The sequence below is a fragment of the Mycobacterium simulans genome (assembly GCF_900232995.1).
Taxonomy (GTDB): domain Bacteria; phylum Actinomycetota; class Actinomycetes; order Mycobacteriales; family Mycobacteriaceae; genus Mycobacterium; species Mycobacterium simulans.
In genome coordinates, this window is the sequence record NZ_OCVX01000003.1 from 1,402,127 (window position 1) to 1,424,640 (window position 22,514).

General features: G+C 65.3%; 19 protein-coding genes, 3 tRNA genes and 2 pseudogenes. 9 read left to right on the plus strand and 15 right to left on the minus strand.

Annotated elements, in window-relative coordinates; genetic code table 11:
• Nucleotides 1-207: 207 nt before the first annotated feature.
• From MSIMFI_RS07035 to MSIMFI_RS07060, 6 genes and pseudogenes are all read right to left on the minus strand, one after another.
• Nucleotides 208-984, minus strand: a pseudogene (locus MSIMFI_RS07035) (PE family protein); the annotation flags it as partial.
• Between the two features lie 255 nt (nucleotides 985-1,239).
• Entirely contained in the window at nucleotides 1,240-2,070 is an 831-nt protein-coding gene (gene wzm / locus MSIMFI_RS07040) for a galactan export ABC transporter permease subunit Wzm/RfbD (protein ID WP_191496673.1), read from the minus strand.
• On the minus strand, nucleotides 2,067-2,981 hold the full coding sequence (gene glfT1 / locus MSIMFI_RS07045; protein WP_191496674.1) for a galactofuranosyltransferase GlfT1: 915 nt from the start codon (nucleotides 2,979-2,981) through the stop codon (nucleotides 2,067-2,069). The genes wzm and glfT1 overlap by 4 nt, the downstream gene beginning before the upstream one ends.
• The gene (gene wzt / locus MSIMFI_RS07050) at nucleotides 2,974-3,816 is read right to left on the minus strand and encodes a galactan export ABC transporter ATP-binding subunit Wzt/RfbE (RefSeq protein ID WP_186245293.1); all 843 of its coding nucleotides are present in this window, start codon (nucleotides 3,814-3,816) and stop codon (nucleotides 2,974-2,976) included. Before wzt ends, glfT1 begins: the two co-directional genes overlap by 8 nt.
• A gap of 3 nt (nucleotides 3,817-3,819) precedes the next feature.
• The gene (locus tag MSIMFI_RS07055) at nucleotides 3,820-4,311 is read right to left on the minus strand and encodes a bacterial proteasome activator family protein (protein WP_186246042.1); all 492 of its coding nucleotides are present in this window, start codon (nucleotides 4,309-4,311) and stop codon (nucleotides 3,820-3,822) included.
• A 53-nt stretch (nucleotides 4,312-4,364) separates the two neighbouring features.
• Nucleotides 4,365-6,335 carry a DUF6541 family protein gene (locus tag MSIMFI_RS07060; RefSeq protein ID WP_191496675.1) on the minus strand — a complete coding sequence of 657 codons (1,971 nt, stop codon included), beginning with the start codon at nucleotides 6,333-6,335 and terminating at the stop codon, nucleotides 4,365-4,367.
• Between the two features lie 130 nt (nucleotides 6,336-6,465).
• Between MSIMFI_RS07060 and MSIMFI_RS07065 the strand changes: the two genes are divergently transcribed.
• Together MSIMFI_RS07065 and MSIMFI_RS07070 are read left to right on the plus strand one after the other, a co-directional pair.
• Nucleotides 6,466-7,662, plus strand: coding sequence for a cysteine desulfurase-like protein (locus MSIMFI_RS07065; RefSeq protein ID WP_191496676.1), 1,197 nt, complete (start codon nucleotides 6,466-6,468; stop codon nucleotides 7,660-7,662).
• A gap of 14 nt (nucleotides 7,663-7,676) precedes the next feature.
• The gene (locus MSIMFI_RS07070) at nucleotides 7,677-10,034 is read left to right on the plus strand and encodes an ATP-binding cassette domain-containing protein (protein ID WP_191496677.1); all 2,358 of its coding nucleotides are present in this window, start codon (nucleotides 7,677-7,679) and stop codon (nucleotides 10,032-10,034) included.
• On the opposite strand, the gene MSIMFI_RS07075 is transcribed toward MSIMFI_RS07070, so the two are convergent.
• Nucleotides 10,024-11,007 (minus strand): NAD(P)H-quinone oxidoreductase, encoded by a 984-nt coding sequence (locus tag MSIMFI_RS07075; RefSeq protein ID WP_191496678.1) that lies wholly within the window; start codon nucleotides 11,005-11,007, stop codon nucleotides 10,024-10,026. The two genes, MSIMFI_RS07070 and MSIMFI_RS07075, sit on opposite strands and share 11 nt — an antisense overlap.
• A 43-nt stretch (nucleotides 11,008-11,050) precedes the next feature.
• Between MSIMFI_RS07075 and MSIMFI_RS07080 the strand changes: the two genes are divergently transcribed.
• Nucleotides 11,051-11,137: transfer RNA gene (locus MSIMFI_RS07080), tRNA-Ser, on the plus strand.
• A gap of 84 nt (nucleotides 11,138-11,221) precedes the next feature.
• On the opposite strand, the gene MSIMFI_RS07085 is transcribed toward MSIMFI_RS07080, so the two are convergent.
• The 3 genes from MSIMFI_RS07085 to MSIMFI_RS07095 form a co-directional block, all read right to left on the minus strand.
• Nucleotides 11,222-12,328, minus strand: a complete 1,107-nt coding sequence (locus MSIMFI_RS07085) for an Rv2629 family ribosome hibernation factor (RefSeq protein WP_191496679.1) — start codon at nucleotides 12,326-12,328, stop codon at nucleotides 11,222-11,224.
• Nucleotides 12,329-12,369: 41 nt separating this feature from the next.
• Nucleotides 12,370-13,605 (minus strand): lipase LipE, encoded by a 1,236-nt coding sequence (lipE, locus tag MSIMFI_RS07090; protein ID WP_186245288.1) that lies wholly within the window; start codon nucleotides 13,603-13,605, stop codon nucleotides 12,370-12,372.
• A gap of 64 nt (nucleotides 13,606-13,669) precedes the next feature.
• Complete coding sequence (locus MSIMFI_RS07095; RefSeq protein ID WP_191496680.1) at nucleotides 13,670-14,494, minus strand: crotonase/enoyl-CoA hydratase family protein; 825 nt, start codon at nucleotides 14,492-14,494, stop codon at nucleotides 13,670-13,672.
• 23 nt (nucleotides 14,495-14,517) lie between these two features.
• Here MSIMFI_RS07095 and MSIMFI_RS07100 point away from each other — a divergent pair, with 23 nt between their 5' ends.
• The gene (locus MSIMFI_RS07100) at nucleotides 14,518-15,102 is read left to right on the plus strand and encodes a TIGR03086 family metal-binding protein (protein ID WP_191496681.1); all 585 of its coding nucleotides are present in this window, start codon (nucleotides 14,518-14,520) and stop codon (nucleotides 15,100-15,102) included.
• A gap of 124 nt (nucleotides 15,103-15,226) precedes the next feature.
• On the opposite strand, the gene MSIMFI_RS07105 is transcribed toward MSIMFI_RS07100, so the two are convergent.
• Entirely contained in the window at nucleotides 15,227-15,688 is a 462-nt protein-coding gene (locus MSIMFI_RS07105; RefSeq protein WP_191496682.1) for a DUF4334 domain-containing protein, read from the minus strand.
• Nucleotides 15,689-15,831: 143 nt separating this feature from the next.
• On the minus strand, nucleotides 15,832-16,884 hold the full coding sequence (locus tag MSIMFI_RS07110; protein ID WP_191496683.1) for a pyridoxal phosphate-dependent aminotransferase: 1,053 nt from the start codon (nucleotides 16,882-16,884) through the stop codon (nucleotides 15,832-15,834).
• Between the two features lie 83 nt (nucleotides 16,885-16,967).
• Here MSIMFI_RS07110 and MSIMFI_RS07115 point away from each other — a divergent pair.
• Both MSIMFI_RS07115 and MSIMFI_RS07120 read left to right on the plus strand, forming a co-directional pair.
• A tRNA-Ser gene (locus tag MSIMFI_RS07115) sits at nucleotides 16,968-17,059 on the plus strand.
• Between the two features lie 27 nt (nucleotides 17,060-17,086).
• Nucleotides 17,087-17,159 (plus strand) — tRNA-Arg (locus MSIMFI_RS07120).
• Nucleotides 17,160-17,192: 33 nt separating this feature from the next.
• On the opposite strand, the gene MSIMFI_RS07125 is transcribed toward MSIMFI_RS07120, so the two are convergent.
• Nucleotides 17,193-17,813 (minus strand): hypothetical protein, encoded by a 621-nt coding sequence (locus tag MSIMFI_RS07125; protein ID WP_191496684.1) that lies wholly within the window; start codon nucleotides 17,811-17,813, stop codon nucleotides 17,193-17,195.
• A 529-nt stretch (nucleotides 17,814-18,342) separates the two neighbouring features.
• Between MSIMFI_RS07125 and MSIMFI_RS07130 the strand changes: the two are divergent.
• Nucleotides 18,343-18,636 (plus strand): annotated as a pseudogene (locus MSIMFI_RS07130) (PE family protein); the annotation flags it as partial.
• A gap of 18 nt (nucleotides 18,637-18,654) precedes the next feature.
• Here the strand turns inward: MSIMFI_RS07130 and MSIMFI_RS07135 are convergent.
• Both MSIMFI_RS07135 and MSIMFI_RS07140 read right to left on the minus strand, forming a co-directional pair.
• Nucleotides 18,655-19,686, minus strand: coding sequence for a phosphotransferase family protein (locus tag MSIMFI_RS07135; protein ID WP_224770107.1), 1,032 nt, complete (start codon nucleotides 19,684-19,686; stop codon nucleotides 18,655-18,657).
• Nucleotides 19,686-20,045: a nuclear transport factor 2 family protein gene (locus tag MSIMFI_RS07140; protein ID WP_191496685.1), complete on the minus strand. Its 360-nt coding sequence runs from the start codon at nucleotides 20,043-20,045 to the stop codon at nucleotides 19,686-19,688. Before MSIMFI_RS07140 ends, MSIMFI_RS07135 begins: the two co-directional genes overlap by 1 nt.
• Before the next feature lie 104 nt (nucleotides 20,046-20,149).
• Here MSIMFI_RS07140 and MSIMFI_RS07145 point away from each other — a divergent pair, with 104 nt between their 5' ends.
• Both MSIMFI_RS07145 and MSIMFI_RS29215 read left to right on the plus strand, forming a co-directional pair.
• Nucleotides 20,150-21,094, plus strand: a complete 945-nt coding sequence (locus MSIMFI_RS07145) for a class I SAM-dependent methyltransferase (RefSeq protein WP_191496686.1) — start codon at nucleotides 20,150-20,152, stop codon at nucleotides 21,092-21,094.
• A gap of 141 nt (nucleotides 21,095-21,235) precedes the next feature.
• The coding region (locus tag MSIMFI_RS29215; protein WP_396820159.1) for a PE family protein at nucleotides 21,236-22,514 on the plus strand (1,279 nt) is incomplete at its 3' end.

The window sequence follows — 22,514 nt, forward strand, 5'->3', positions numbered from 1 at the left end:
GCGCGGAGGTCACCTGGGGGGTTCGGCGGGCGGGGCAAGTGGGGAATAGGAGACGGGGCCGGCGCCGCCTGCGGGGTTGAGCGCTTCGGCCTGCCCGCCTGTACCGCCGACTCCGCCGCTCATCCCGGGACCACCAGCGCCGCCGGTACCTCCGATGCCGCCGCTCACCGCGCCTTGGTTGCTGTAGAGCTCGCTGGTGGCGGCATCGGTTCCGTCCGCGGCGACACCGGTGGGAGTGACGTTGACGCCCTTGGCCCCAGTGAGACCGGCACCGCCTTGGCCGCCGTTGCCGCCGCTGCCGAACAGTACCGATGCGCCACCGTCGCCACCGCGCCCAGCGATTCCGCCATTTACGCCGGCGAGCGCGGCGCCGCCGATACCGCCTGCCCCACCGTTGCCGTAGAGCAGTCCGCCGGTGCCGCCGTTGCCGCCGGCCGCTCCGGCCCCGCCGCTGCCACCTATCCCGCCATTGCCGATCAGCCCTGCGGTACCGCCGGCGCCTCCGGCCGCACCGGCGGCTGTGCTCGTGCCGCCGGCCCCGCCGTTGCCGTATAAGAGCCCGCCGGCACCGCCGGGTTGCCCCACGCCGTTGACCGTCCCGCCGGCGGCACCGTCGCCGATGAGAGGCCGCCCAAACAGTGCCAGGCTCGGGGCATTCACCACGCCCAGTAGGTCCTGTGCTGCGGTCTGCAGGGGGTTGGCGCTGGCCGCCTCAGCCGCCGCGTAAGCTCCCGCGCTTGACGAAAGTGTCTGGACAAACTGCTGATGGAACGCGCTGACCCGAGCCGTCAACGCTTGGTATTCCTGCGCGTGGCCGGTGAAGAGCGAGGCCACCGCTGTCGAAATCTCATCGGCACCGGCCGCCAGCAGCTCGGTCGTCGGAGCCGCTGCGCCGGCATTCGCCGCGCCCAGCGCCGAACCAATGGCGGCGACATCGTCGGCGGCAGCGGCCAGCATGTCCGGAACCGCGGTTAGAAATGACATCGACGGCCTCCCTGGCGAGCGCGACTGGAATGGACCCGAAATTTCCGACGGGCGCAAGCTTAGGCGCCACTCCCTTCGCCGGGACCGGATTGGCGCGGACCGGGATCCCACCAAGGCCGGTGACGGCTCCGGCGTCGCCGTGCCCGCGGTCGCCGCCACCGATGGTCACCCGGCAACCCGCCCGCTCAATCGCTCAATCGGCAACCAACCGGCTTGGGACGCGGATTGCCCGTGGTGCGGCGGGTCGTTGAGTGGTCAGACCCAGTAGGGCACCCGCGCGCGGTACTGCCGCATCGCGAACGCTGCCATGGCCCATCCGACGACCGTCAATACCAGCACCACGGCCCAGTGCCGCAGCTCCTGCTGGGCACCCAACAGCGGCGCCCGAACAATGTCGAGATAGTGCAGCAGCGGGTTGAGTTCGACGATCTTCGACCATTGTCCCGCGCCCTGCTGTCGCAGTGTGCTGTCGTTCCAGATGATCGGCGTCATGAAGAACAGCAATTGCACGACCGAGAACAGCAGCGGACCGATGTCGCGGTAGCGGGTCGCGAGGATGCCGAAACACAGTGATACCCAAACGCAATTGAGGACGATCAGCGCCAGCGCCGGAAGCACCGACAGATCCGCCCATGACCAGGGTTTGGGAAAAATGATTGCGACGACGAGATAGATCACGATGTTGTGGGCGAACAAGATCATTTGTCGCCAGACCAGCCGGTACACGTGCACGCTCAGCGGTGTGGGTAGTTGCTTGATGAGGCCCTCGTTGGAGACGAAGACGTCGGCGCCTTCGAGGATGGCGGCGTTGATCAGGTTCCAGATGATCAGCCCCAGCGTGACGTAGGGCAGGTGCACCGACAGCTCGAGATGGAACAGCTTGGAGTAGAGCCCGCCCATTGCGACGGCGGTGGTCCCCGTCGCGATCGTGATCCAGAACGGCCCCAGCACGGAGCGGCGGTACCGCTGCTTGATGTCCTGCCACCCCAGGTGCAGCCATAGCTCGTGGCGATGGAACCCGTCGATCAGATCTCTACGGGCGCGGGTTAACGTCTTGGACTGAGCGGCCGCGTCGATGAACGTCATGAAAACCCTCCAGGCCGTTCGAACTTCTCACGACGTCCCAAGCGCCGCAACCGAAACCACTCCAGCAGACCCTTCGGGTCGCGGCGAGTCACCAGAAAGAACCAGCCGAACCGCAGCCATTCCTGGGGCAGCAGCTTACGCAGGCCCGGTTGCGACAACACGTAGCCGCGGTTGCGGTAGGTGAAGTACCGCTTGGTGGGGTTGTCGGGATACTGGGTATGCATCCGGCCGCCCAGGATTGGCTTGAACTCGTCGGAGCCACAGGGGTGCAGGTAGGCCGTGTCCAGGCAGGTCCCGAACGGCAGGCCGGACCGGACTAACCTGCGGTGCATTTCCACCTCGTCGCCGCGGATGAACAGCCGCAGGTCCGGGACGCCGATCGCCTCGAGTGTGGACGCCCGAAACAGCGCCCCGTTGAATAGTGACGCGATGCCTGGCAACAGGTCTTGTCCCGCGTCGGTACGCAATTCGCTTGCACGCCTGCGCCATACCAAGCCGCGGCGCAACGGAAACGCCAGCCGTTCGGGGTCGTCCAGGTTGCAGACCATCGGTGACACTTCGGCCAGGCCGTATTTCTCGGCGCAGGCCATCAGGGTGGCCAACACCTCGGTGTCCTGCGGGTGCCCGTCGTCGTCTGCCAGCCAAATCCAATCCGCGCCGTGTGCCAGCGCAAGCAACATGCCGAGCGCGAAACCACCTGCGCCACCGAGGTTTCGACGCGCATTGAGGTAGACGCACGGGATCGGTTGTGCGGCAATCAGATAGTGAACCCGGCTATCTCCGGAATCGTCGTTGTCGATCACGATGAGCTTGTCGAGTTCCCGGGTCTGGGTGGTCAGCAGCTCCAGCGACTTGGCCAGCTCGTCTGGGCGCCGGTGGGTGACCACGACGGCGAAGACGGAATCACTCATCCCCGGAAGCCGATTGCGCCAGCGGTCCTTGGGCCATGTTTGAGTTCTGGGTCTCGGCCAGCACTTCGCGCACATGCCTTGCGGCGTCGTCGCCCTCGTAGGCCCGGACCACGTCCTCAATCGCGCCGGTTAGCCTGATGACGCCGTGGTCGATCCACATCGCGGTCTTGCACAACCGGGCTAGGAATTCGTTGGAATGGCTTGCGAAAACCAGGATTCCGGAACGTTCGACCAGACGTTGCAGCCGGGACTGGGCCTTCTTCAGGAAGTCGGCGTCCACTGCGCCGATGCCTTCGTCGAGCAACAGGATCTCGGGGTCGATGCTGGTGACCACGCCCATCGCCAGCCGAACTCGCATACCGGTGGAATAGGTGCGCAAGGGCATCGACAGGTACTCGCCCAATTCGGTGAACTCGGCGATCTCATCCACCTTGGCCTGCATCTGCTTTCGGGTCTGGCCCAAGAACAGGCCACGGATGATGATGTTTTCGTAACCGGAGATTTCGGGGTCCATACCGATCCCCAGATCGAAGACCGGCGCCACCCGACCGGTGACCTTCGCCCACCCGCGTGTCGGCTCGTAGATCCCCGAAAGTAGGCGCAGCAGAGTCGATTTCCCGGCGCCGTTGTGCCCGACCAGACCAACCCGGTCGCCGAGGTTGAGCTCCATGGTGATATCGCGCAATGCCTCGATCACGACCACGTTGGAGCTATTGCGCCCGATCGTGCCGCCCGCTTTGCCTAGGACGGCTTTCTTCAGTGAACGCGACTTTGCGTCGAAGATGGGAAATTCCACCCACGCATCGCGCGTCACGATGTGCGGACTACTCGACACGGCTTACAGGTACTGTCCCGTGCCGTGAGCGCCGCCTTGGCCCCCCTTGCTCAATCCGGGCGGCAGCGCTCCCTGACGCATCTGCTCGAGCTGGGCACGGGCGGCCATCTGCTGGGCAAACAACGCTGTCTGAATGCCGTGGAACAGGCCTTCCAGCCAGCCGACCAACTGCGCTTGGGCAATGCGTAACTCGGCGTCCGATGGTGCCGTTTCCTCGCTGAACGGCAGAGTCAGCCGGTCGAGCTCCTCGCGCAATTCCGGTGCCAGGCCGTCTTCGAGCTCGCGGATGCTGGTGGCGTGGATATCGCGCAGCCGGTTGCGGCTGGCATCGTCCAGTGGGGCGGCACGCACTTCCTCGAGCAGCTGCTTGATCATGGTGCCAATGCGCATCACCTTGGCGGGTTGTTCGACAAGGTCAGTCAGGGAGCGTTCATCGGAGTCGTCCTCCGCCATTAGCCGTGGATCGACGCCGCCGATGATCTCGACGTCGTCCATGTCAGGGCCGTCGTTCCCACTACTCAATCCAGTCACCACCTCTTACATGCCTGCTAGGAGTGCGTCGCTGCGCCAGCCCCGCGCCATTGATAAATTCGGGCCCCGCCGTTGTCGTAAATCTTCTTCCAGTACGGCGAAGTCTCCAGTGAGACTAGTCCGTCGGGAACGGCGAACCCTCGCACCGTCGGGCTGCTGGTCAGGATGTAGCGGATATTGAGCACCTTGATGGATTCGAGAACTCGCGGATCGGTATCGCCTCTGCGGGCGTAGGCCCAGAAGATGAAGCGGTGGTAGCCCGGGCCCATCTGCACCGGATAGTCGTAGTGAGTCCACAGCGGGTGCAACCCGGCCACCGCGTACATCCACGCGGTGCCGTCGGTATTGGCATTGCCGATCATGGTGTCGCGCGCTCCGGGGAGTTTCGCCAGGTAGGCCATGGCGTCCAGGTCGCGCTGGTCGATCATCACGGAGTCGTACTTGTCGCCGAACAGAAACCGGTGCCGCGGAAAGTAATGCCAGGTGCTCACCAGGATTGTCCCCAGGAGTAGCGCTGCGGTGGCCGAGGTCCAGACGGGCCCCGGCAGTGGTCTGAAACGGTCGGTAAGCCGTTTCGCCGCGGTAACCACCAGCATCACCAGTACGCACAAGCCGACAGCTGCCATCGTCGTCAACGGCAGTGTCGTGGCCGCCGCGATCCGACGCGGATCCTTGTAGAAGAACTCGCCCAGTCCTCCGGCGACTACGCCGATCGGGCCTCCCAACGGCGTTCCGGCGTCGACGTTCATCACGATGAGAAGCAGCCAAACCGCCAGCGGCCACCAGATTTTCTTGATCAGCAGAATGAACCCGCCGATGGCGGCCAGCACGGTCAGCGAGTACTGAACCGGGAAGTCATTGAGATGGCGGGAGTGCTGAAAAACCGCGTCGAACAACCCGCGCTTCTTGCTGAGGTAGGTCAGAAAGGAGTGCCCAGCGATGATGTCTTCCTGTTCTGAGACGCTCAAGAACTGCGGCAACAGGATCAGTCCGGCCATCACCACCACACCCGCCAGCGTCAACAGGTCGGCCAACCGGCTCCGCACGGGATGCCACAGCGCCTCCAACAGCCACCACGCCGACACCAACAGCAGAACGATCATGCCGCCGGTGATGTGCACCGAGAAGACACCGACCAGCGCCAGCACCGCCACCGGGATCCGGTCGCGGTGCCGCAACGTCGAGGTGATCAGCGCCATCGCCGGGATCGCGACCCCGTACGCGGCCAGGTTGGGCATCGCAGCGGTATCGAATTCGACGTAGGGAACCGCGGTGAACGACGCGGAGAGCGCCGCCGCGGTGGCCGCCGCGACGGCGGTCCGCCGCTCACTGACATGCGAGCGCAAAACCCGCCAGGTCAAAACAGCCGCGCTGACGGGAAACAGCCAAACCGCCACGGCCAGTGAACTGAGCGTGTAACCGGTGGTCGGCGCGGCTCCGGTGAGCTGGCAGAGCACCGCGGCCAGACCGTGGAACACCGACGGGTAATACAGCAGGGCGTGGGTCTCGACATTACGCAGCTCGCCCATGTGAGTGGAGGACGCCTGGCCGGTGTCGAGGATGAAGCGCACGGTGTTGGCGTGCCAGACCGCATCCCAGGTGCTGGGTATGGATTGCCAGTGCGGGATGCCGCGGTAGGCCGCCCAGGCGATGCACGCCACGCCCAATAGCACCCCTGCCGCGACGATGAGCGCCGGCCCGCGGCGGACTTCCCGTGCCTCGGCCTCGGTGTCACGAAACCGGGCCAGCAGGAGCTGCAAACCCGTTGCTGCTGCGCAAACGACGGCCAGCGCGGCCAGTGCAGTCCAACCATTCCAGGGGATGCCAAGCACGCCGTAGGGGATGATCGCCAAGGCCACCACGCCGTAGGTCAGTGGCGGGCCTACCGCGATCGCGACGGGCCAACTCAGCTGCGCAATCCGCGCGACGATTGCTCCCGGCGCGATCAGCAAAATCAAGGCGATCAGCATTCCGAACCACAAGCTCACTCGACTAGTATGGCTGGCCGGGTGACCAGGCTCGCGAAGCCCGAACGGCTGGACCGTCTGGAAAGGTCTGGGCCACCCGCTACTACCGTCACCAATTTGCGGGAATAGCTAAAGCTCTAAGGTGGCTGGCATGGCCTACGACGTCGCCCGGGTGCGTGGACTGCACCCATCGTTGGGTGACGGATGGGTGCACTTTGATGCACCGGCCGGCATGTTGATTCCAGATTCCGTCGCGACAACCGTGTCGACGGCGTTCCGCAGGTCTAGTTCGAGCATGGTGGGCGCGCATCCGTCGGCGCGGCGCAGCGCCGCGGTTCTGGACGCGGCGCGCGAGGCGGTGGCCGACCTGGTTAACGCTGACCCGCGCGGGGTCGTGCTGGGTGCCGATCGTGCGGTGCTGCTGTCGTCGCTGGCTGAAGCGTCCTCCTCGCGCGCGGGCCTGGGCTACGAAGTGATCGTCAGCCGTCTCGACGACGAGGCCAACATCGCTCCGTGGCTGCGGGCGGCGCACCGCTACGGCGCCAAGGTCAAGTGGGCAGAGGTCGACATCGAGACCGGTGACCTGCCGACGTGGCAGTGGGAGAGTCTGATCGGCAAGTCGACCCGGCTGGTCGCCGTTACCTCCGCCTCGGGAACCTTGGGCGCGGTCACCGATCTGCGGGCGATGACCAAGCTGGTTCACGACGTGGGCGGAGTGGTGGTGGTCGACCATTCGGCCGCAGCGCCGTATCGGTTGATCGACATCAGCGAAACCAACGCCGACGCGGTAGCCGTGAACGCCGTCGGCTGGGGTGGTCCCCCGATTGGGGCGATCGTATTCCGTGACCCATCGCTAGTGAACTCCTTCGCCTCCGTCTCGACGAACCCGTACGCCACCGGGCCGGCGCGCCTGGAGGTTGGCGTGCACCAGTTTGGTCTGCTGGCCGGGGTGGTCGCCAGCATCGAGTACTTGGCATCACTGGATGAATCGGCCCGCGGAAGCAGACGCGAACGACTGTCGGTGTCGATGCACTCCGCCGCTTCGTACCTGAACCGGATCTTCGACTACCTGATGGCGTCGCTGCGGTCGTTGCCGTTGGTGATGCTGCTCGGTCGTCCGGAGGCGCGGATACCCGTCGTCAGCTTCGCTGTCCACGAAGTGCCGGCCGATCGGGTGGTACAGCGGTTGGCGGACAACGGAATTCTGGCGATCTCCAACGCCAGCTCACGCGTGCTCGATGTGCTCGGCGTCAACGACGTCGGCGGCGCAGTGACCGTCGGGCTGGCGCACTACTCGACGATGGCCGAGGTCGACCAGTTGGTGCGCGCACTGGCGTCATTAGGTTGAGATTGGGCTGAGGCTTGCACGTTGCAGACAGCCACGGCTTGATCCGCGTGCACGGCGCGCGCGAAAACAACCTGAAGGACGTCAGCGTCGAGATCCCGAAGCGGCGGCTTACCGTGTTTACCGGCGTCTCCGGCTCGGGCAAGAGTTCGCTGGTGTTCGACACGATCGCCGCGGAGTCGCAGCGGCTGATCAACGAGACCTACAGCGCATTCGTGCAGGGCTTCATGCCGACCTTGGCGCGGCCCGAGGTCGATGTGCTCGAGGGGTTGACGACCGCGATCATCGTCGACCAGCAGCGTATGGGAACCGACGTCCGCTCCACCGTCGGGACCGCAACCGACACGGGAGCGTTGTTGCGCATTCTGTTCAGCCGGCTCGGGAAGCCGCATATCGGCTCACCGCAAGCGTTTTCGTTCAACGTCGCCTCGATCAGTGGTGCGGGCGCGGTCGCGGTGGAGCGGGGCGGGCGGACGGTGAAGGAGCGCCGTAGCTTCAGCATCACCGGTGGCATGTGCCCGCGCTGCGAAGGTCGGGGCTCGGTCTCCGACATCGACCTGACCGCGCTCTATGACGACGGCAAGTCGATCAACGAGGGCGCGATCACGGTCCCGGGCTACAGCATGGACGGTTGGTACGGCCGAATCTTCAACGGCTGCGGCTTCTTTGACACGGACAAGCCGATCCGAAAGTTCGCCAAGAAGGAACTGGACGCCTTGCTTCATAAGGAGCCGACCAGGATCAAAGTCGACGGCATCAACCTGACGTACGAAGGTCTAATCCCGAAGATCCAGAAGTCGTTCCTGTCCAAGGAGATTGACGCGCTGCAGCCGCATGTGCGCGCCTTCGTAGAGCGGGCGGTGACGTTTGCCACCTGCCCCGAATGTGACGGCACCCGCCTGTCCGAGCTGGCCCGGTCATCGAAGATCGAGCGGCGCAACATCGCTGACCTGTGCGCGATGCAGATCAGTGATCTTGCCGAATGGGTTGCCGGGATCGACGAGGCTTCTGTCGCACCGCTTTTGACCGCATTGCGACGCACCCTCGACTCGTTCGTTGAGATCGGGCTTGGCTATCTGTCCCTTGACCGCCCGTCGGGGACACTCTCGGGCGGTGAGGCGCAGCGGGTCAAGATGATCCGTCAGCTCGGATCGTCGCTCACCGATGTCACATATGTCTTCGACGAGCCGACGATCGGGCTGCATCCGCATGACATCGCACGCATGAACGAGTTGTTGCTGCGGCTGCGGGACAAGGGCAACACCGTGCTGGTCGTGGAACACAAGCCGGGCACGATCGCGATCGCGGACCACGTCATCGACCTCGGTCCAGGCGCCGGTGCCGACGGAGGCCGAGTGGTGTTCGAGGGCACCGTCGAAGGCCTGCGCGCGAGTGATACCAGCACCGGACGCCATTTCGACGACCGGGCCACCCTCAAGGGGTCTGTACGAACGCCCCACGGCGCGTTGGAAATTCGTGATGCCAGCCTGCACAATCTGCGACACGTCAATGTCGACATCCCGCTTGGAGTGCTTGTCGTGGTCACCGGGGTGGCGGGTTCCGGCAAGAGCTCGCTGATCCACGGATCGGTGCCCGGGCGCGACGGAGTGGTGACGGTCGACCAGGCCCCGATTCGCGGCTCACGGCGCAGCAATCCGGCGACATACAGCGGACTGCTCGATCCGATCCGCAAGGCGTTCGCGAAGGCCAACGGCGTGAAGCCCGCGCTGTTCAGCGCCAATTCCGAAGGCGCATGCCCCAATTGCAACGGCGCCGGCGTCATCTACACCGACCTGGCGATCATGGCTAGCGTCAGCACGACTTGCGATGTGTGCGAAGGCAAGCGGTTCGACGCGTCGGTGCTGGAGTACAAACTGGGTGGCCGCGACATCAGCGAGGTGCTGGCCATGCCGGTGGCCGACGCGCGGGAGTTCTTCGGCTCCGGCGAGGTGCGCACCCCGGCCGCGCGCGCCATTCTCGACCGGCTCGCCGACGTCGGCCTCGGTTACCTAAGCCTCGGCCAGCCGCTCACAACGTTGTCCGGCGGCGAGCGACAGCGTCTTAAACTGGCCACCCGCATGGGAGATAGGGGCGGCATCTATTTGCTCGACGAGGTGACCACCGGCTTGCACCTCGCCGACGTCGAGCAGCTGCTTGGCCTGCTGGACCGGCTGGTCGACTCGGGTAAGTCGGTGATTGTCATCGAGCACCATCAGGCGGTCATGGCGCACGCCGACTGGATCATCGACCTCGGCCCAGGCGCCGGCCATGACGGCGGGCGGATCGTTTTCGAGGGAACTCCCGCTGATCTCGTCGCGGCCCGCTCCACGCTTACCGGCGAGCATCTCGCGGCCTACATCGGCGCTAGTCGCTGACGGTCAGCAGGATCTTTCCGAACGTCTTGCCCGACACCAGCAATTGATGTGCCTGCGCCGCCTCGTGGATGGGCAGCCGTTTGCCGATGACGGGGCGTACCCGGTCCCCGGCGATCATCGGCCAGACCGACTCCGTCACCGCCGTAGCGATGGCGCTCTTGCTGGTCGGGCCGCTCACCGGCCGCGCCCGCAGCGTGGTGCCGATAACCCGCGCCCGCTTGGTGAGCAGCTTGCCCAGGTTGAGCTCGGCCTTCACCCCGCCCTGCATGCCGATGATGACGAGCTGCCCGTCGGTGGCCAGCGCGTCGATGTTGCGGTCCAGGTACGCCGCTCCCATGATGTCGAGGATCACGTCGGCACCTGCGCCGTCGGTCTCTTCCTTGATGCGCGCAACGAAATCCTCGTCGCGGTAGGAGATGGTGATCTGGGCGCCCAGGTCGCGACAGAGTTGCAGCTTCTCCGGTGAGCCCGCGGTGACCGCCACCCGGGCGCCTAACGCGCGTGCCACCTGAATCGCGTGGCTGCCGATGCCGCTGGCTCCGCCGTGGACCAGGAGTAGTTGGCCGGGGCTCAACCGTGCGGTCATCACCAGGTTCGACCAGACGGTGCAGGCGACCTCGGGTAACGCGGCGGAGTCGACAACGTTGACAGTGGGCGGGATGGGCATCACCTGACCGACGGGAACGGCGACGTATTCGGCGTAACCGCCGCCGGCCAGCAACGCGCAAACCTCTTGTCCGGCAGACCATTCCGTCACATCAACGCCTACGTCGGCGACGACGCCGCCCACCTCCATGCCGATGATCTCGCTGGTTCCCGGCGGTGGCGGATATTTACCCGCGGCCTGCAGCACGTCGGCGCGGTTGACGCCGGCGGCAGCTACCTTGATGAGTACCTCGCCTGGCCCGGCAGTCACATCGGCGACTTCCTGCCATTCCAGTTGTTCGGGGGATCCGGCGACGATGGCGCGCATGAGGCCACGCTACCGCCCGTTACCCTTGTCGTACCTTGTCCAGGGTGGCGTGGCAGAGCGGCCTAATGCACTCGCCTTGAAAGCGAGAGACGGCTAAAACCGTCCGGGGGTTCAAATCCCTCCGCCACCGCGGTTCCCCTGCCGTGAGCGTGCGTGTTTGTACGCCGACACGCCGCTACGGCTGTCATTTTGCGCACGCTCGGGGACGACCGGCTCAGTGCAAGGTAGGTGCGTACCGCAGCACCGCGCCGACGCCGTCGGCCGGAGCGATCCGCTCGTCCGTGCGGACCAGTGACGCCCCGACCGATATCGCGAACATCGGCAACGCCTCGTCGGCGCGCAGCGTCTTGGCGGGTGCGGCGCCATGCTCGGAGAGCACATCAGCGTTGGGCGCGACTGTGGTCAGGTATTCGTCGGCAACCACGGTGGCGTCGCCCATATCGCCGACGATCAGGGTGTCGACCGCTCCCTGGCGCAGCGCAAAACAGACGGCCCCCAGCCCCTCGGCGGCCCGCCCGGAGCGACGGCCGATCTCTGCGCCAAATCGCTCCGCGGCGTCGCCGATAACGCTTAGCTGCCGCTTGAGGAACCAGGCCTCGATAGCCTCTTCCACCTCGATGAAGTCGTGCCCGCTATGGCGCGCACCAATGTGGAGCGGTACCGCTCGAGCGAGCACCCGTTCCGGCAGTGCTGCCAGCAGGTCTGAGCGCGATCGCACCTCGCCAACCACGAAGAGCGCGTCGATCGCCATGGTGTCGGCCAGTTCGCTGATGCGGTCTGCGACGGCGCGCACGTTCTTGCGGGCAGCTTCCTCAACGCGAACCTGCGGGTCGCCATACCAAGCGGATTCCGCTCCGGCAGCCTTGTGGATCGGGTAGCCGCCGCCGTCGACGACTTCGGAGCGCAGTGTGCCGTCGTTGCGGACCGTGATGTCGGCGCCGGCATGGTCGACCTCGACCAGGATGTAGTTCGGAGGGTCGAAGGCGTTTTCGACGATCGGGACAATGTAGGGCAGCTCGGACACGCGGACCACGGTCGTGGCGGTCGGTCGCAGCAGATGCTCGTTGACCACGACACCGGTAGCGCCGGCGACTACCGCGCGCCCGCTGCGTCCAATCGGCGGACGCAGCTCCATCACGGCGTGCTCGATATCGGTGGTGGTCGATCGGGGGGCGCCGTGGCACTCAAGCTGTTCGCGCAGTGCGCGCCACTTGAGATCAAGCTGGTCGGCGGCGTCGTGGGTGTTGTGTGAGTCCTCGAAATACACCGACGCGAACGGCCCTGGCGTTTCTAATAAATCGCGGAAGCGTTCGGAGTCCATACCACTTCGGGTTGCCCGCCTTGCCGATCGACAAACGCCCCTTAACGCCGTGGGATCGCCGCGGTGATGGTGTTCATCAGAGCGCCGTAGCGCCGTGCCTCGGGATCGCGGCCCGGCTTGCCGCTGCTGATCAAACCGGCCGCCAGGCCGCGCTCGGGGTCGGCCCAGACCGCGATGTTGACCAGGCCGAGATGACCGAACGCAGCCGGTGCGTTGCGCCCGAACGGCCCATACCGCGTCGATCCCAGCATGAATCCAGTACCCCAGCGGAGGGGCATTAGCCCGGTGGCAAAATCCGGCCGCAGGCGACGGCATTCCTTCACCGCACCCCGCAGCGTTTCCGGGCTTATGACCCGAACACCGTCGAGCTCGCCGCCGCGGCGCAGGATCTCCATGAACCGCGACAGTTCGTTTGCGGTCGACACCGTGTTTGACGACGGGATCACGGTCGTCAGATAGAGCCGCTTGTTGGTGTAGGGGATGATCTCGTGCATGGTTCCGGTGATGGCCCTGCGAAAGATCGCGGCGATCACCGGCGGCAGCGGCCGTCCGGTAGCGTGGCTGGGCGCAACCAGTGGAAGATCCTTCGGGGCGACGCCGTAGTTGGTCCATCTGAAGCCCAGCGGGTCCAGGATCTCAGTGGCCAGTATTTCTCGAATCTCTTTACCGGTGGCCGCGTAGACAATTTCGCGCACCAATGGCCCCCAGGTCAGCGCGTGGTAGATGTGCACCAATCCCGGCCGGTAGAGCGGACGCAACTCGCCGAGCTTCTGGCGCGCGTACTCGTGGTCGTCCGCGCGGGTGACATCCGGCAGCGGTCCGGTCGGGAACGGGACGCCCGCGCTGTGCGTCATTACGTGCCGGATCGTGGTGCGGTGCTTGCCGTGACTGGTGTAGCTGGGCAGGTATTCGCAGACACGGTCATCGAGCGAGAAGACGCCCCGCTCGGCCAGCATGTGTATCACGGTCGCGGTGATGGCTTTTGCCGCCGAGTACGCGCAGAACGGTGTTTCGGTCGTGACTGGGATTTTCTCGGCGTCGGGTTCGTCGGTTGGAGCGTTACCCCAACCGTGCCCGATCGCACGGTTGAGCACGACGCGTCCGTTATGCCGGAGGCATAACTGGATCGCGGGATGCATGCCGGCCTGATACCAGTGCCGCGCAGCCCGCCAGATCCGTTCGACGGCCGCGACGTCGATCTCGGAATGGTCTTCTTCGCCGATCGCGGTTACAGCGTCCAGGTCGGCCGGGATGCGGATCTTGCCGTCTGGGGTCATTGGCGCCGCTCCTCCTCATCGCTTCGCTCTGCATCGTCGCCGGCGCGGGTCACTGGCGTTGAGCCTATTCGCCAGTGAACTGCGGCGGCCGCTTTGCGAAGGTTGCCGCGATGCCCTCGGTCAGATCCTTGGACGGCAGAAACGCCGCGTTCCATGCGGCGACATAGCGCAAGTTCTCCGAGACCGCGGAAGTGCGTTGCTGGTCAAGCACGTCCTTGACGCCGTAGACGGCTAGTGGTGGATTGGCTGCGATCTCGGCAGCGGTGGCGTGGGCGGCGGCCAACGTAGCTTCGGCGTCTGCGTACACGTCGTTGACCAGGCCGATTTTTTCGGCACGGGCCGCGTCGATGTTCTTACCCGTCAACGCCAGTTCCCGCAGGTGGCCGTCGCTCAAGATCAGCGGAAGACGGGCCAGGCTGCCCATATCGGCGACGATGGCCAGCTTGACCTCGCGTACCGAGAACTTGGCATCGGCGCTGGCGTAGCGGATGTCGACCGCAGAGATCAGGTCGACGGCGCCGCCGATGCACCAGCCCTGCACCGCGGCGATGGTGGGGGTGCGGCAGTCGGCGACGGCGTTGATCGCCTTCTGCATCCGCAGCACCTCGGCGTGGAAGTCGGCGCGGGGTCGGGCCAGTGCGCCCTCGGCCATCAGCGGGGCGAACGTCCCGCCCATCGCCGGCACGTCGAGACCGTAGCTGAAGTTATTGCCCGACCCGGTGATGACAATGGCCCGTACCTCGCGGTCGGCGTCCAGCGTTGCGAACACCTCCGGCATTTCCGACCAGAAGGCGGGACCCATCGCATTGCCCTTGCCCGGCCCGATCAGCGTCACCTGAGCGACCTGGTCTTTGGTTTCGACGGTGACGGATTCGTATGTTTCACCCATGCCCAGACCGTAGCGTGGCGAATATGCCCTCAGATTTGCGACCCGGTCCAGATTCCCCACCCGCCGACGAGCTGGCCAGCGCCGAAGCCTGCCTGGGCGTGCTGCAACAAGTCCTGCGCACCATCGCCAGCGACGACATGTCCAAGCAGACGCCGTGCTCGGAGTACGACGTGTCGGATCTGACCGGGCATCTGCTGAACTCGATCATGGTCCTCGGCGGCATGGCGGGCGCCGACTTCTCCATGCGAGAGAACACCGACTCCGTCGAGCGTCAGATCGTCGGCGCCGCCCGGCCCGCTTTGGACGCGTGGCATCGCCACGGCATGGAAGGCGAGGTGCCGCTGGGCCCCGGCTCGATGCCCGCCAAGGTCGCCGTCTCGGTGTTTTCGATCGAATTTCTGGTCCACGCCTGGGATTACGCCGTGGCCGTCGAACAAGACTTCCAGGTCCCGGATTCGCTGGCCGAATACGTGCTGGGGCTAGCGGAAAAGCTCATCAAGCCGCACGAGCGCAGTGCGGCCGGTTTCGATGCCCCAATCGACATGCCCGACGATGCCAGCGGGCTGGACCGGTTGCTCGCGTTCACCGGCCGCTACCCGGCGCGCTAGCGGCGGTCGGGGTGTCGAGCGTGAACTCAGGGTTTTGAGCGTGGACCAAGGGCGCTGCTGGCGCGCCTGGCCCGCCCTGGCCGCACACTCGAAACCGTGACTGCACGCTCGACGGCCAAAGCCCCTACACCCGCTCCAAATAGAAGTAGAAGTAGCGGCCGTTATCGACGACGCCCTTGCCGTTCATGATGCCCATCATCGTGTCGTCGTCGATCTTCTTGAAGTGGTCGTGAACCGGTTGGCCGTCGTAGACCATCGTGGCGGTGATCTCGCCGCGGAACTCTTCCAGCCATAGGCTCGCCTCGCCTTTGCCCATCGCTACGTTGGAGAACTTGTTGCCGGCGGCGTCCAGACATACCAGCGGCTGCACGTCGGTAGCGGACTTGAACGTCTTGCCGAACCAGGCAGCCTGCTCCAGCTTTCCGTTCATCTTGTGGCCGGTGACAAACTCGCCGCCCCTCCACTCGCCGATCATGTCGTCGATGGTCGCGGGCTGAAGCGTCGCCCAGAAATCGTCGAGCTCAACGTCAGGGATGGGCTCGCTGCGTTCGGCGAACTCGGTGAATTTCTTGCGCGCCAAGGTCATTGCATGCTCCTCAGATCCGGCGATGCCGTCGGGTCAAGGTTACGGTCGATCCGTTCTCTGTCCGAGCGGCGCGGTGCGGGTGAAATTGCCGTGACCGCCGCGCTTGACGTGGCCGGGAACACCGGCGGCGCAGCGGGTGCTCGTCAAATCCAGCTACGGGCGAATCGCAAAAAGGCGTCGTTTTCCTCGGGCGCACCGATGGTGACGCGGACACCGTCGGTGCCGTACGGGCGGACCACGATGCGCGCGTTCGCGGCCTGCTCCACGAAGTCCCGGGTGCGCGGTCCCAGCGGCAGCCAGACGAAGTTTGCCTGCGACGGGGGCAGCGTGAACCCGGCGGCCCGCAACTCGGCGCTGACGCGGGTGCGCTCGGCGACCACAGCGTCGGTGCGGGCCAGCAGTTCGTCGGCGGCGTCCAGCGAGGCTATGGCGGCGGCCTGCGACACGCTCGTCGCGGTGAATGGCACGTAGACCTTGTCCAGCGCGGTGATCACGTCGGGTTGGCCGACCGCGTAGCCGACGCGCAAGCCCGCCAGCCCGTAGGCCTTGGAGAAGGTTCGCAGTGCCACGACGTTGCCGTGGGTGCGGACCAGGCCGAGGCTGTCCGGCGCCATGTCGTCGCGGATGTACTCGACATAGGCCTCGTCGATGACGATCAGGATGTGTGGCGGAACGGCCTCGACGAAGCGGGTAAGTGCGTCCGGCTCGACGACGGTCGACGTCGGGTTGTTGGGGTTGCAGACGAAGATCAGGCGGGGGCGGTCGGTGACCGCGGCCAGCATTGCGTAAAGGTCGTAAGTGTGGTCGGTCAACGGCACCTGGATGGGGGTGGCGCCGGCGACCAGGACCTGGGGCGGATAGAGCTCAAAGCTGCGCCACCCGAAGATCACCTCGTCGCCTGCCGAGGCGGTGATCTGAACGAGCTGCTGGCACAAGCTCACCGAGCCGCAGCCGACGGCGACGTTTTCGGATGTGAAATCTGGGCCCACATGCCTTGCCAGCTCTGCCTTCAGCTGTACGCAGCCGTTGTCGGGGTAGCGGTTGATCACGTCGGTTGCGTGTTCGATAGCCGCGCGGACACTGGGCAGCGGGCCGAACACCGTCTCGTTGCTGGCCAGTTTGATGGCGCCAGGCACGGTTTTGCCGGGAACGTAAACTGGCAGCCCGGCCAGCTCGGGCCGAAGGCGGGCAGTCACGTCGACAGCATATGTTGCCGCTGTGTACGCTATGCCTCCGGCGGCTGCGGGATTCCGGAGTCGGGTAACCTCAGGAAGTCCATGGAGGCGTGCCAGAGCGGCCGAATGGGGCTCACTGCTAATGAGTTGTCCCCCTTCAAGGGGACCGGAGGTTCAAATCCTCTCGCCTCCGCCACGCGACAACTGTGACAACTGAACATCGGCGCCCGTAGCTCAACGGATAGAGCATCTGACTACGGATCAGAAGGTTGGGAGTTCGAATCTCTTCGGGCGCGCTCAGTACCGGCTTCTGGCGGTAGGCACCGTCGTCACAACGGTGTCCAGCTGTCCCATCGCTTGTCGAAGTCGACAACTATCTGTGAGAACTGGGCGCTGCCGACGATCTCGCGAAAGTGATCTTGCCAGCCCCACCAACCGCTGATCTGAAAGTCGTGTTGGTACCAGCTGAGCTTGTAGTTGATGGGTATGGGTTCGCCCTTGTTTTCCGGCGCAAACACCGCGATTGCCAACAGGCCGAGCGCCGTCGCCGCAGGAAGCTGGATCTTTCCGTCTCGCCAGATGCTCAGTTTTGCGTCACGAGATCCATGGCGGGTCAGTTCGAATCCCTTGGGCAGCTCGTCGTCATGGCCGTGACTGCGGCGATGAATGCCCCACAACACGTCGGCGATGTCGGGACGGCTATCGGGCAGATCAGACTTCACCGCTATCGGGAAACGGGTCTTCTCAAAGTCGACGCCTGGTGCCGCCATCACGTGGAACATGTCAAGCCCATCCCGGATCGTGCGCCTGAACCGAGTTGCGATTCCTTGCTGCGGATAACGCTTCTTTCCGGTCCCGTTGACGGCGTCGCAGGCGTGAAACACAGCAGCGTCCCAGTCCTGCCTCGCCCAATGGTCAAGTGCTTGTCTGACGGAATTCCCCACAGTCACACAGCAGAGGCTAGCGATGCGGGGCTAGAACCGTCCCGAGCGGTGCGCTTAGACCACGCAGTGTGTCGCGACGCCAAGGCATCGGCACATGCGGCGGCACGCCAACTCCAGCTGTCGCGCTCGGGCACACCGAAACTTCTTTCCGACGATTGGGAAGCCACGCGTGCCGTTACTTTCAGCTGGCGCCGGCGCCCGCGCAGCAACGTTCGCAATCGAGCATTTCGACGAATTTTGGCCGATGAATCCGGCGGCGGGTGAAATTGGGTGCGTGGACGTCCGCCGCTGGGGTATGCGTTGCTGGCAACGTATACCCGGTGGTCAGCGCTGCCAGCCCACGCGATGTGCGCGTTGTCAAAGGCATTGACATTGCCGCACATACTTCGCGTCAAAGAAATTTACACAACCAAGATCACATATAACAAATACATAACTAAACAATCTCGATCTAATAACATCGAATCTGTTACTGGCGCCACCGAATACGATCCGTTGTCTCCCCCCAAATACCGCAAAGAGCAGAGGTAATGCTATGTCATTTTTGTTTACACAGCCGCAGATGCTGGTAGCCGCGGCGTCAGATTTGGCCGGTATTGGGTCGACCATCAACGCAGCCACCGTGGCCGCGGCAACGCCCACGACGGGAGTGCTGGCCGCTGGTGCCGACGAGATTTCGGCCACCATAGCGGCGATCTTCGGGGCGCACGGTCAGCGGTATCAAGCGTTGAGCGCGCAGGCGGCCGCGCTACACAGTCAGTTCGTGCAAACGCTGAATGCGGCTGGGGCAGCGTATGCCAGCGCTGAAGCCGCCAACGCACTGCCGCTGTAAAGCCGCACGCCGGGGTTAGGGCTGGTTCTCGATAAGGTTCAGTGCCCGTTCGAACAAGTGCACTGTGGCCGCGTGGAGTTGGTCACCGACTTCCTTCTCGGCTTTGCCCGCGCAGGCCCGGGCCAGCGTGCCCTCGATCACGATGCCGAGCTTGAAACATGCCAGCACGGTGTACCAGTTGATGTGCGACAAGTCGCGGGTGGTGTTTTGCGAGTACCGCTGCAGAAGGTCGTCGGTGGTGGCCAATCCATCCTGTCCACCAAGGGCGTGGCTGAACACACTGGATCCATCCGGCTGGCGCCAGGTGGCCAGCAGCCAGCCCAGATCCAGCAGCGGGTCGCCGATCGTGCACATCTCCCAGTCGACAATGGCGACCACTTCCGGCCCGGTGCGCGAGAACATCACGTTCGCGGCGTGGTAATCACCGTGCATGATGCCGGGCGTCCAGGCGGTTGGTCGATGACGCTCCAGCCACTTGGACACCTGCTCAATGCCGGGGATCTCGGGCCCCGGGTAGCCGTCGTACTGCCGATACGACTCCAGTTCGGAAAGCCAGCGCGGCACTTGGCGTTCCAGGAAGCCGTCGGGTTTGCCGAAGTCGGCGAGTCCGACGGCGACATAGTCGACGGCACCGAGCTTGGCCAGGGCATCGGCCATGGACAGCCCCATCTGAAAGCGGACGCCGGGATTGCCCGCATGCAGGGGTGGTAGCCCTTCGCCGGCGTTGAATCCGTCTACGGGCTCCATCAGGTAGAACACGGCATCACCGAGCACGCTGGGGTCGTCGCAGGTGGCGATCAGGTGCGGATGCGGCACATCCGAGTCGGCCAGCGCCGCCAGCACCCGGGTCTCTCGCAATATCACGGCGTTGCTGCGCGGCCGTAGGTGCTGCGGGCCCCGGCGCAGCACGTAGGGTCTGCCGGATCTGGTGAATCGCAGCATGACGTTCTGCGTTCCACCGGTCACCGCGGCGACGTCTTCCAGGGGACCCTCGCCTAGTCCCTGCTCGGACATCCATGCGGCAACGGCATCGAGGTCCACGAGCATCAGCCCTTGGCGTGCGGGGTGTATCGGACCGTCTGAACCCAGATCGCGCCGTCCCGGAACACGAAGGTGTCGACGCCGTCGTCCACCCGGTTGAGCGCCGAGTTGGCGGCCCACTCGAGAAAGAGCACATCGCCCTCGAAGATCTGGGATTTCAAGTCCCATACCGCATTCGGTAGATCGTCGAGCAGTTTGACGAACACCGTGCGGACGCCATCCTTGCCACGCGCGATGCCCGCCGAGGTGATTACCACGGAGTCGTCGGTGTAGTCGGCGACGATCGCGTCGAGATCTCCGGCGGCGAGGGCCTTGCCGTGGTGGGCGAATACTTCCTGCGGCGTACGTGGCGGGCCGTGTGTCATCGGAGTCTCCTGCAAACCTGTCCAAACCTGTCGACCGTCTGGGAAAAAGCGTAGGGCACTCGTGACGAGCGGCCCGAGCCATCGGCGACTGGAAGAATAGGTGGATGCCGCGTACCGACAACGACTCTTGGGACATCACCCAGAGCGTGGGAGCCACCGCGCTGGGTGTGGCGGCCGCTCGTGCCGCGGAGACCGAGAGCGACAACCCACTCATCAGCGACCCGTTTGCGCGCGTGTTTGTAGACGCGGCGGGCGACGGGATGTGGAGCATGTTCGCCAACCCCGAGTTGCTGGCCGGCGCGACCGACATCGAACCGGAAGTGCGGGCTCGGGTACAGCTGATGATCGACTTCATGGCCACGCGCACTGCCTTCTTCGACGAGTTCTTCCTCAGCGCGGCCGACGCCGGCGTGCGGCAGGTGGTGATCCTCGCGTCGGGTCTGGACTCGCGTGCGTGGCGGTTACCCTGGCCCGACGGAACCGTCGTCTACGAACTTGACCAACCAAGAGTGCTCGAATTCAAGACCGCCACGTTGCGCCAGCACGGTGCGCAACCCACTTCAACACTGGTGAACATCCCGATCGACCTGCGTCAGGACTGGCCAGAAGCCTTGCAGGAGGCGGGGTTCGACGCGTCACTGCCGAGCGCCTGGTCGGCTGAGGGGCTGGTGCGTTACTTGCCCGCGCGGGCCCAGGATCTGTTGTTCGAACGCGTCAATGCGCTTAGCCCGGCTCGCAGCTGGTTGGCTTCCAACGTTCCCACCGAGGGTTTCCTCGACCCGGACCGGTTGCAGCGCCAACGCGAGGATATGCAGCGTATGCGCTCTGTAGCCGCCCGGTTGGTCAATACCGAGATAACTGATTACGAAGACCTCTGGTACGCAGAGGAGCGCACGCCCGTCGCCGACTGGCTGGGCGACCATGGCTGGAGCGTGTCAGCGACAACGTTCGCGGACCTGATGACTCGCTACGGCCGCAGCTTCCCCGATGATCTCGAAGAGCTAATACCACCAACACTTTTCGTATCGGCACAACGACGAGCCGCCTGAGAAAGGCCGCTTCGATCGTCCTTGGTGGCCGCGGCGTTTGAAACGCCTTAGAAGCCAGTCAAAACAGCGATGCGCCATGTGGCGTGAAGATATCCTGGGCACTTCGCAGAAATGCCCGACGAGGATTTGGAGGCGATACCGATGTCGTATCTGCTGGCGGCCCCGGAGACGCTCGTTTCGGCAGCTACGGACTTGCAGGGTATCGGCTCGGCTCTGAGCGCGGCGAATTTGGCGGCGGCCGTTCCGACTAGCGGTTTGCTGGCCGCGGGTGCCGATGAGGTCTCGGCGGCGGTGGCATCACTATTTTCCGGTCATGCCCAGGAATATCAGGCGCTGAGTGCTCGGTTAGGCGCGTTTCATCAACAGTTTGTGCAGTTGTTGAACTCGGGCGCGGCTTCGTATGCCGCCGCGGAGTTGACCAATGCCAGCCCCCTGCAGACCTTTCAGCAGGAGCTGCTGGGTGCGGTGAATGCGCAGACCTACGCGTTGTTGGGGAGACCGCTGATCGGCGATGGTGCGAACGCGACTGTGGCGGGGGGCAAGGGGGGCGCCGGCGGGGTGCTGTACGGCAATGGTGGTGCTGGTGCGGCCGGTGCGGCAAGCCGGGCCGGCGGTGCGGGCGGCGACGCGGGGTTGATCGGCAACGGCGGCGCCGGCGGGGCCGGCGGGGTGAATGCGGCCGGTGGTGCCGGCGGCCGTGGCGGCTGGCTATTCGGCAACGGCGGCGCCGGTGGCCAAGGCGGAGCCGGTACGCTGGCCGCGCCTGGTGTTCCGGCCGGGAGCGGTGGAGCAGGCGGTGCCGGGGGTGGCGCCGGGCTGTTCGGTGACGGTGGTGCAGGTGGGGCCGGCGGAGATGGTGGAAGCTCCGAGGCAGCCGATCTGGGCGCCGTTGTCGGCAGCGGTGGCGCTGGGGGTAACGGTGGCCATGGCGGGTGGTTGCACGGCAATGCCGGGGCCGGTGGCCGCGGCGGTGACGCCGGTGACGGCTACGTCGTGGTCGGCGGCGAAATTCATCTGAGTGCTGCGCTTCCCGGCGTCGGCGGCGACGGTGGCGCGGGCGGGGCCGCCGGGCTGTTCGGTTCGGGTGGCGCAGGTGGTGCCGGTGGGACGGGCGGTTTCGCCGGGGTCGCTGAACCCTTTACGAGCGGACGCGGTGGCAGTGGCGGAAATGGTGGCCATGGCGGGTGGCTATCTGGCGCCGCTGGGGCTGGTGGCGACGGCGGAGCCGGCGGGGCCGCGACGGTTTCAGTTATCGACGCGGAAGGCGACTTCTCAATCTTCGGTCAGCGGCACGGCGGCAGCGGCGGGGGCCGGGGGGGGGGGGGGGGGGCCGGGGCTTTTTTGGTCCCGGGGGGCGGGGCGGGGGGGGGGGGGGGGGGGGGGCGGGGGGGGGCGGGGGGGGGGGGGGGGGGGGGGGGGG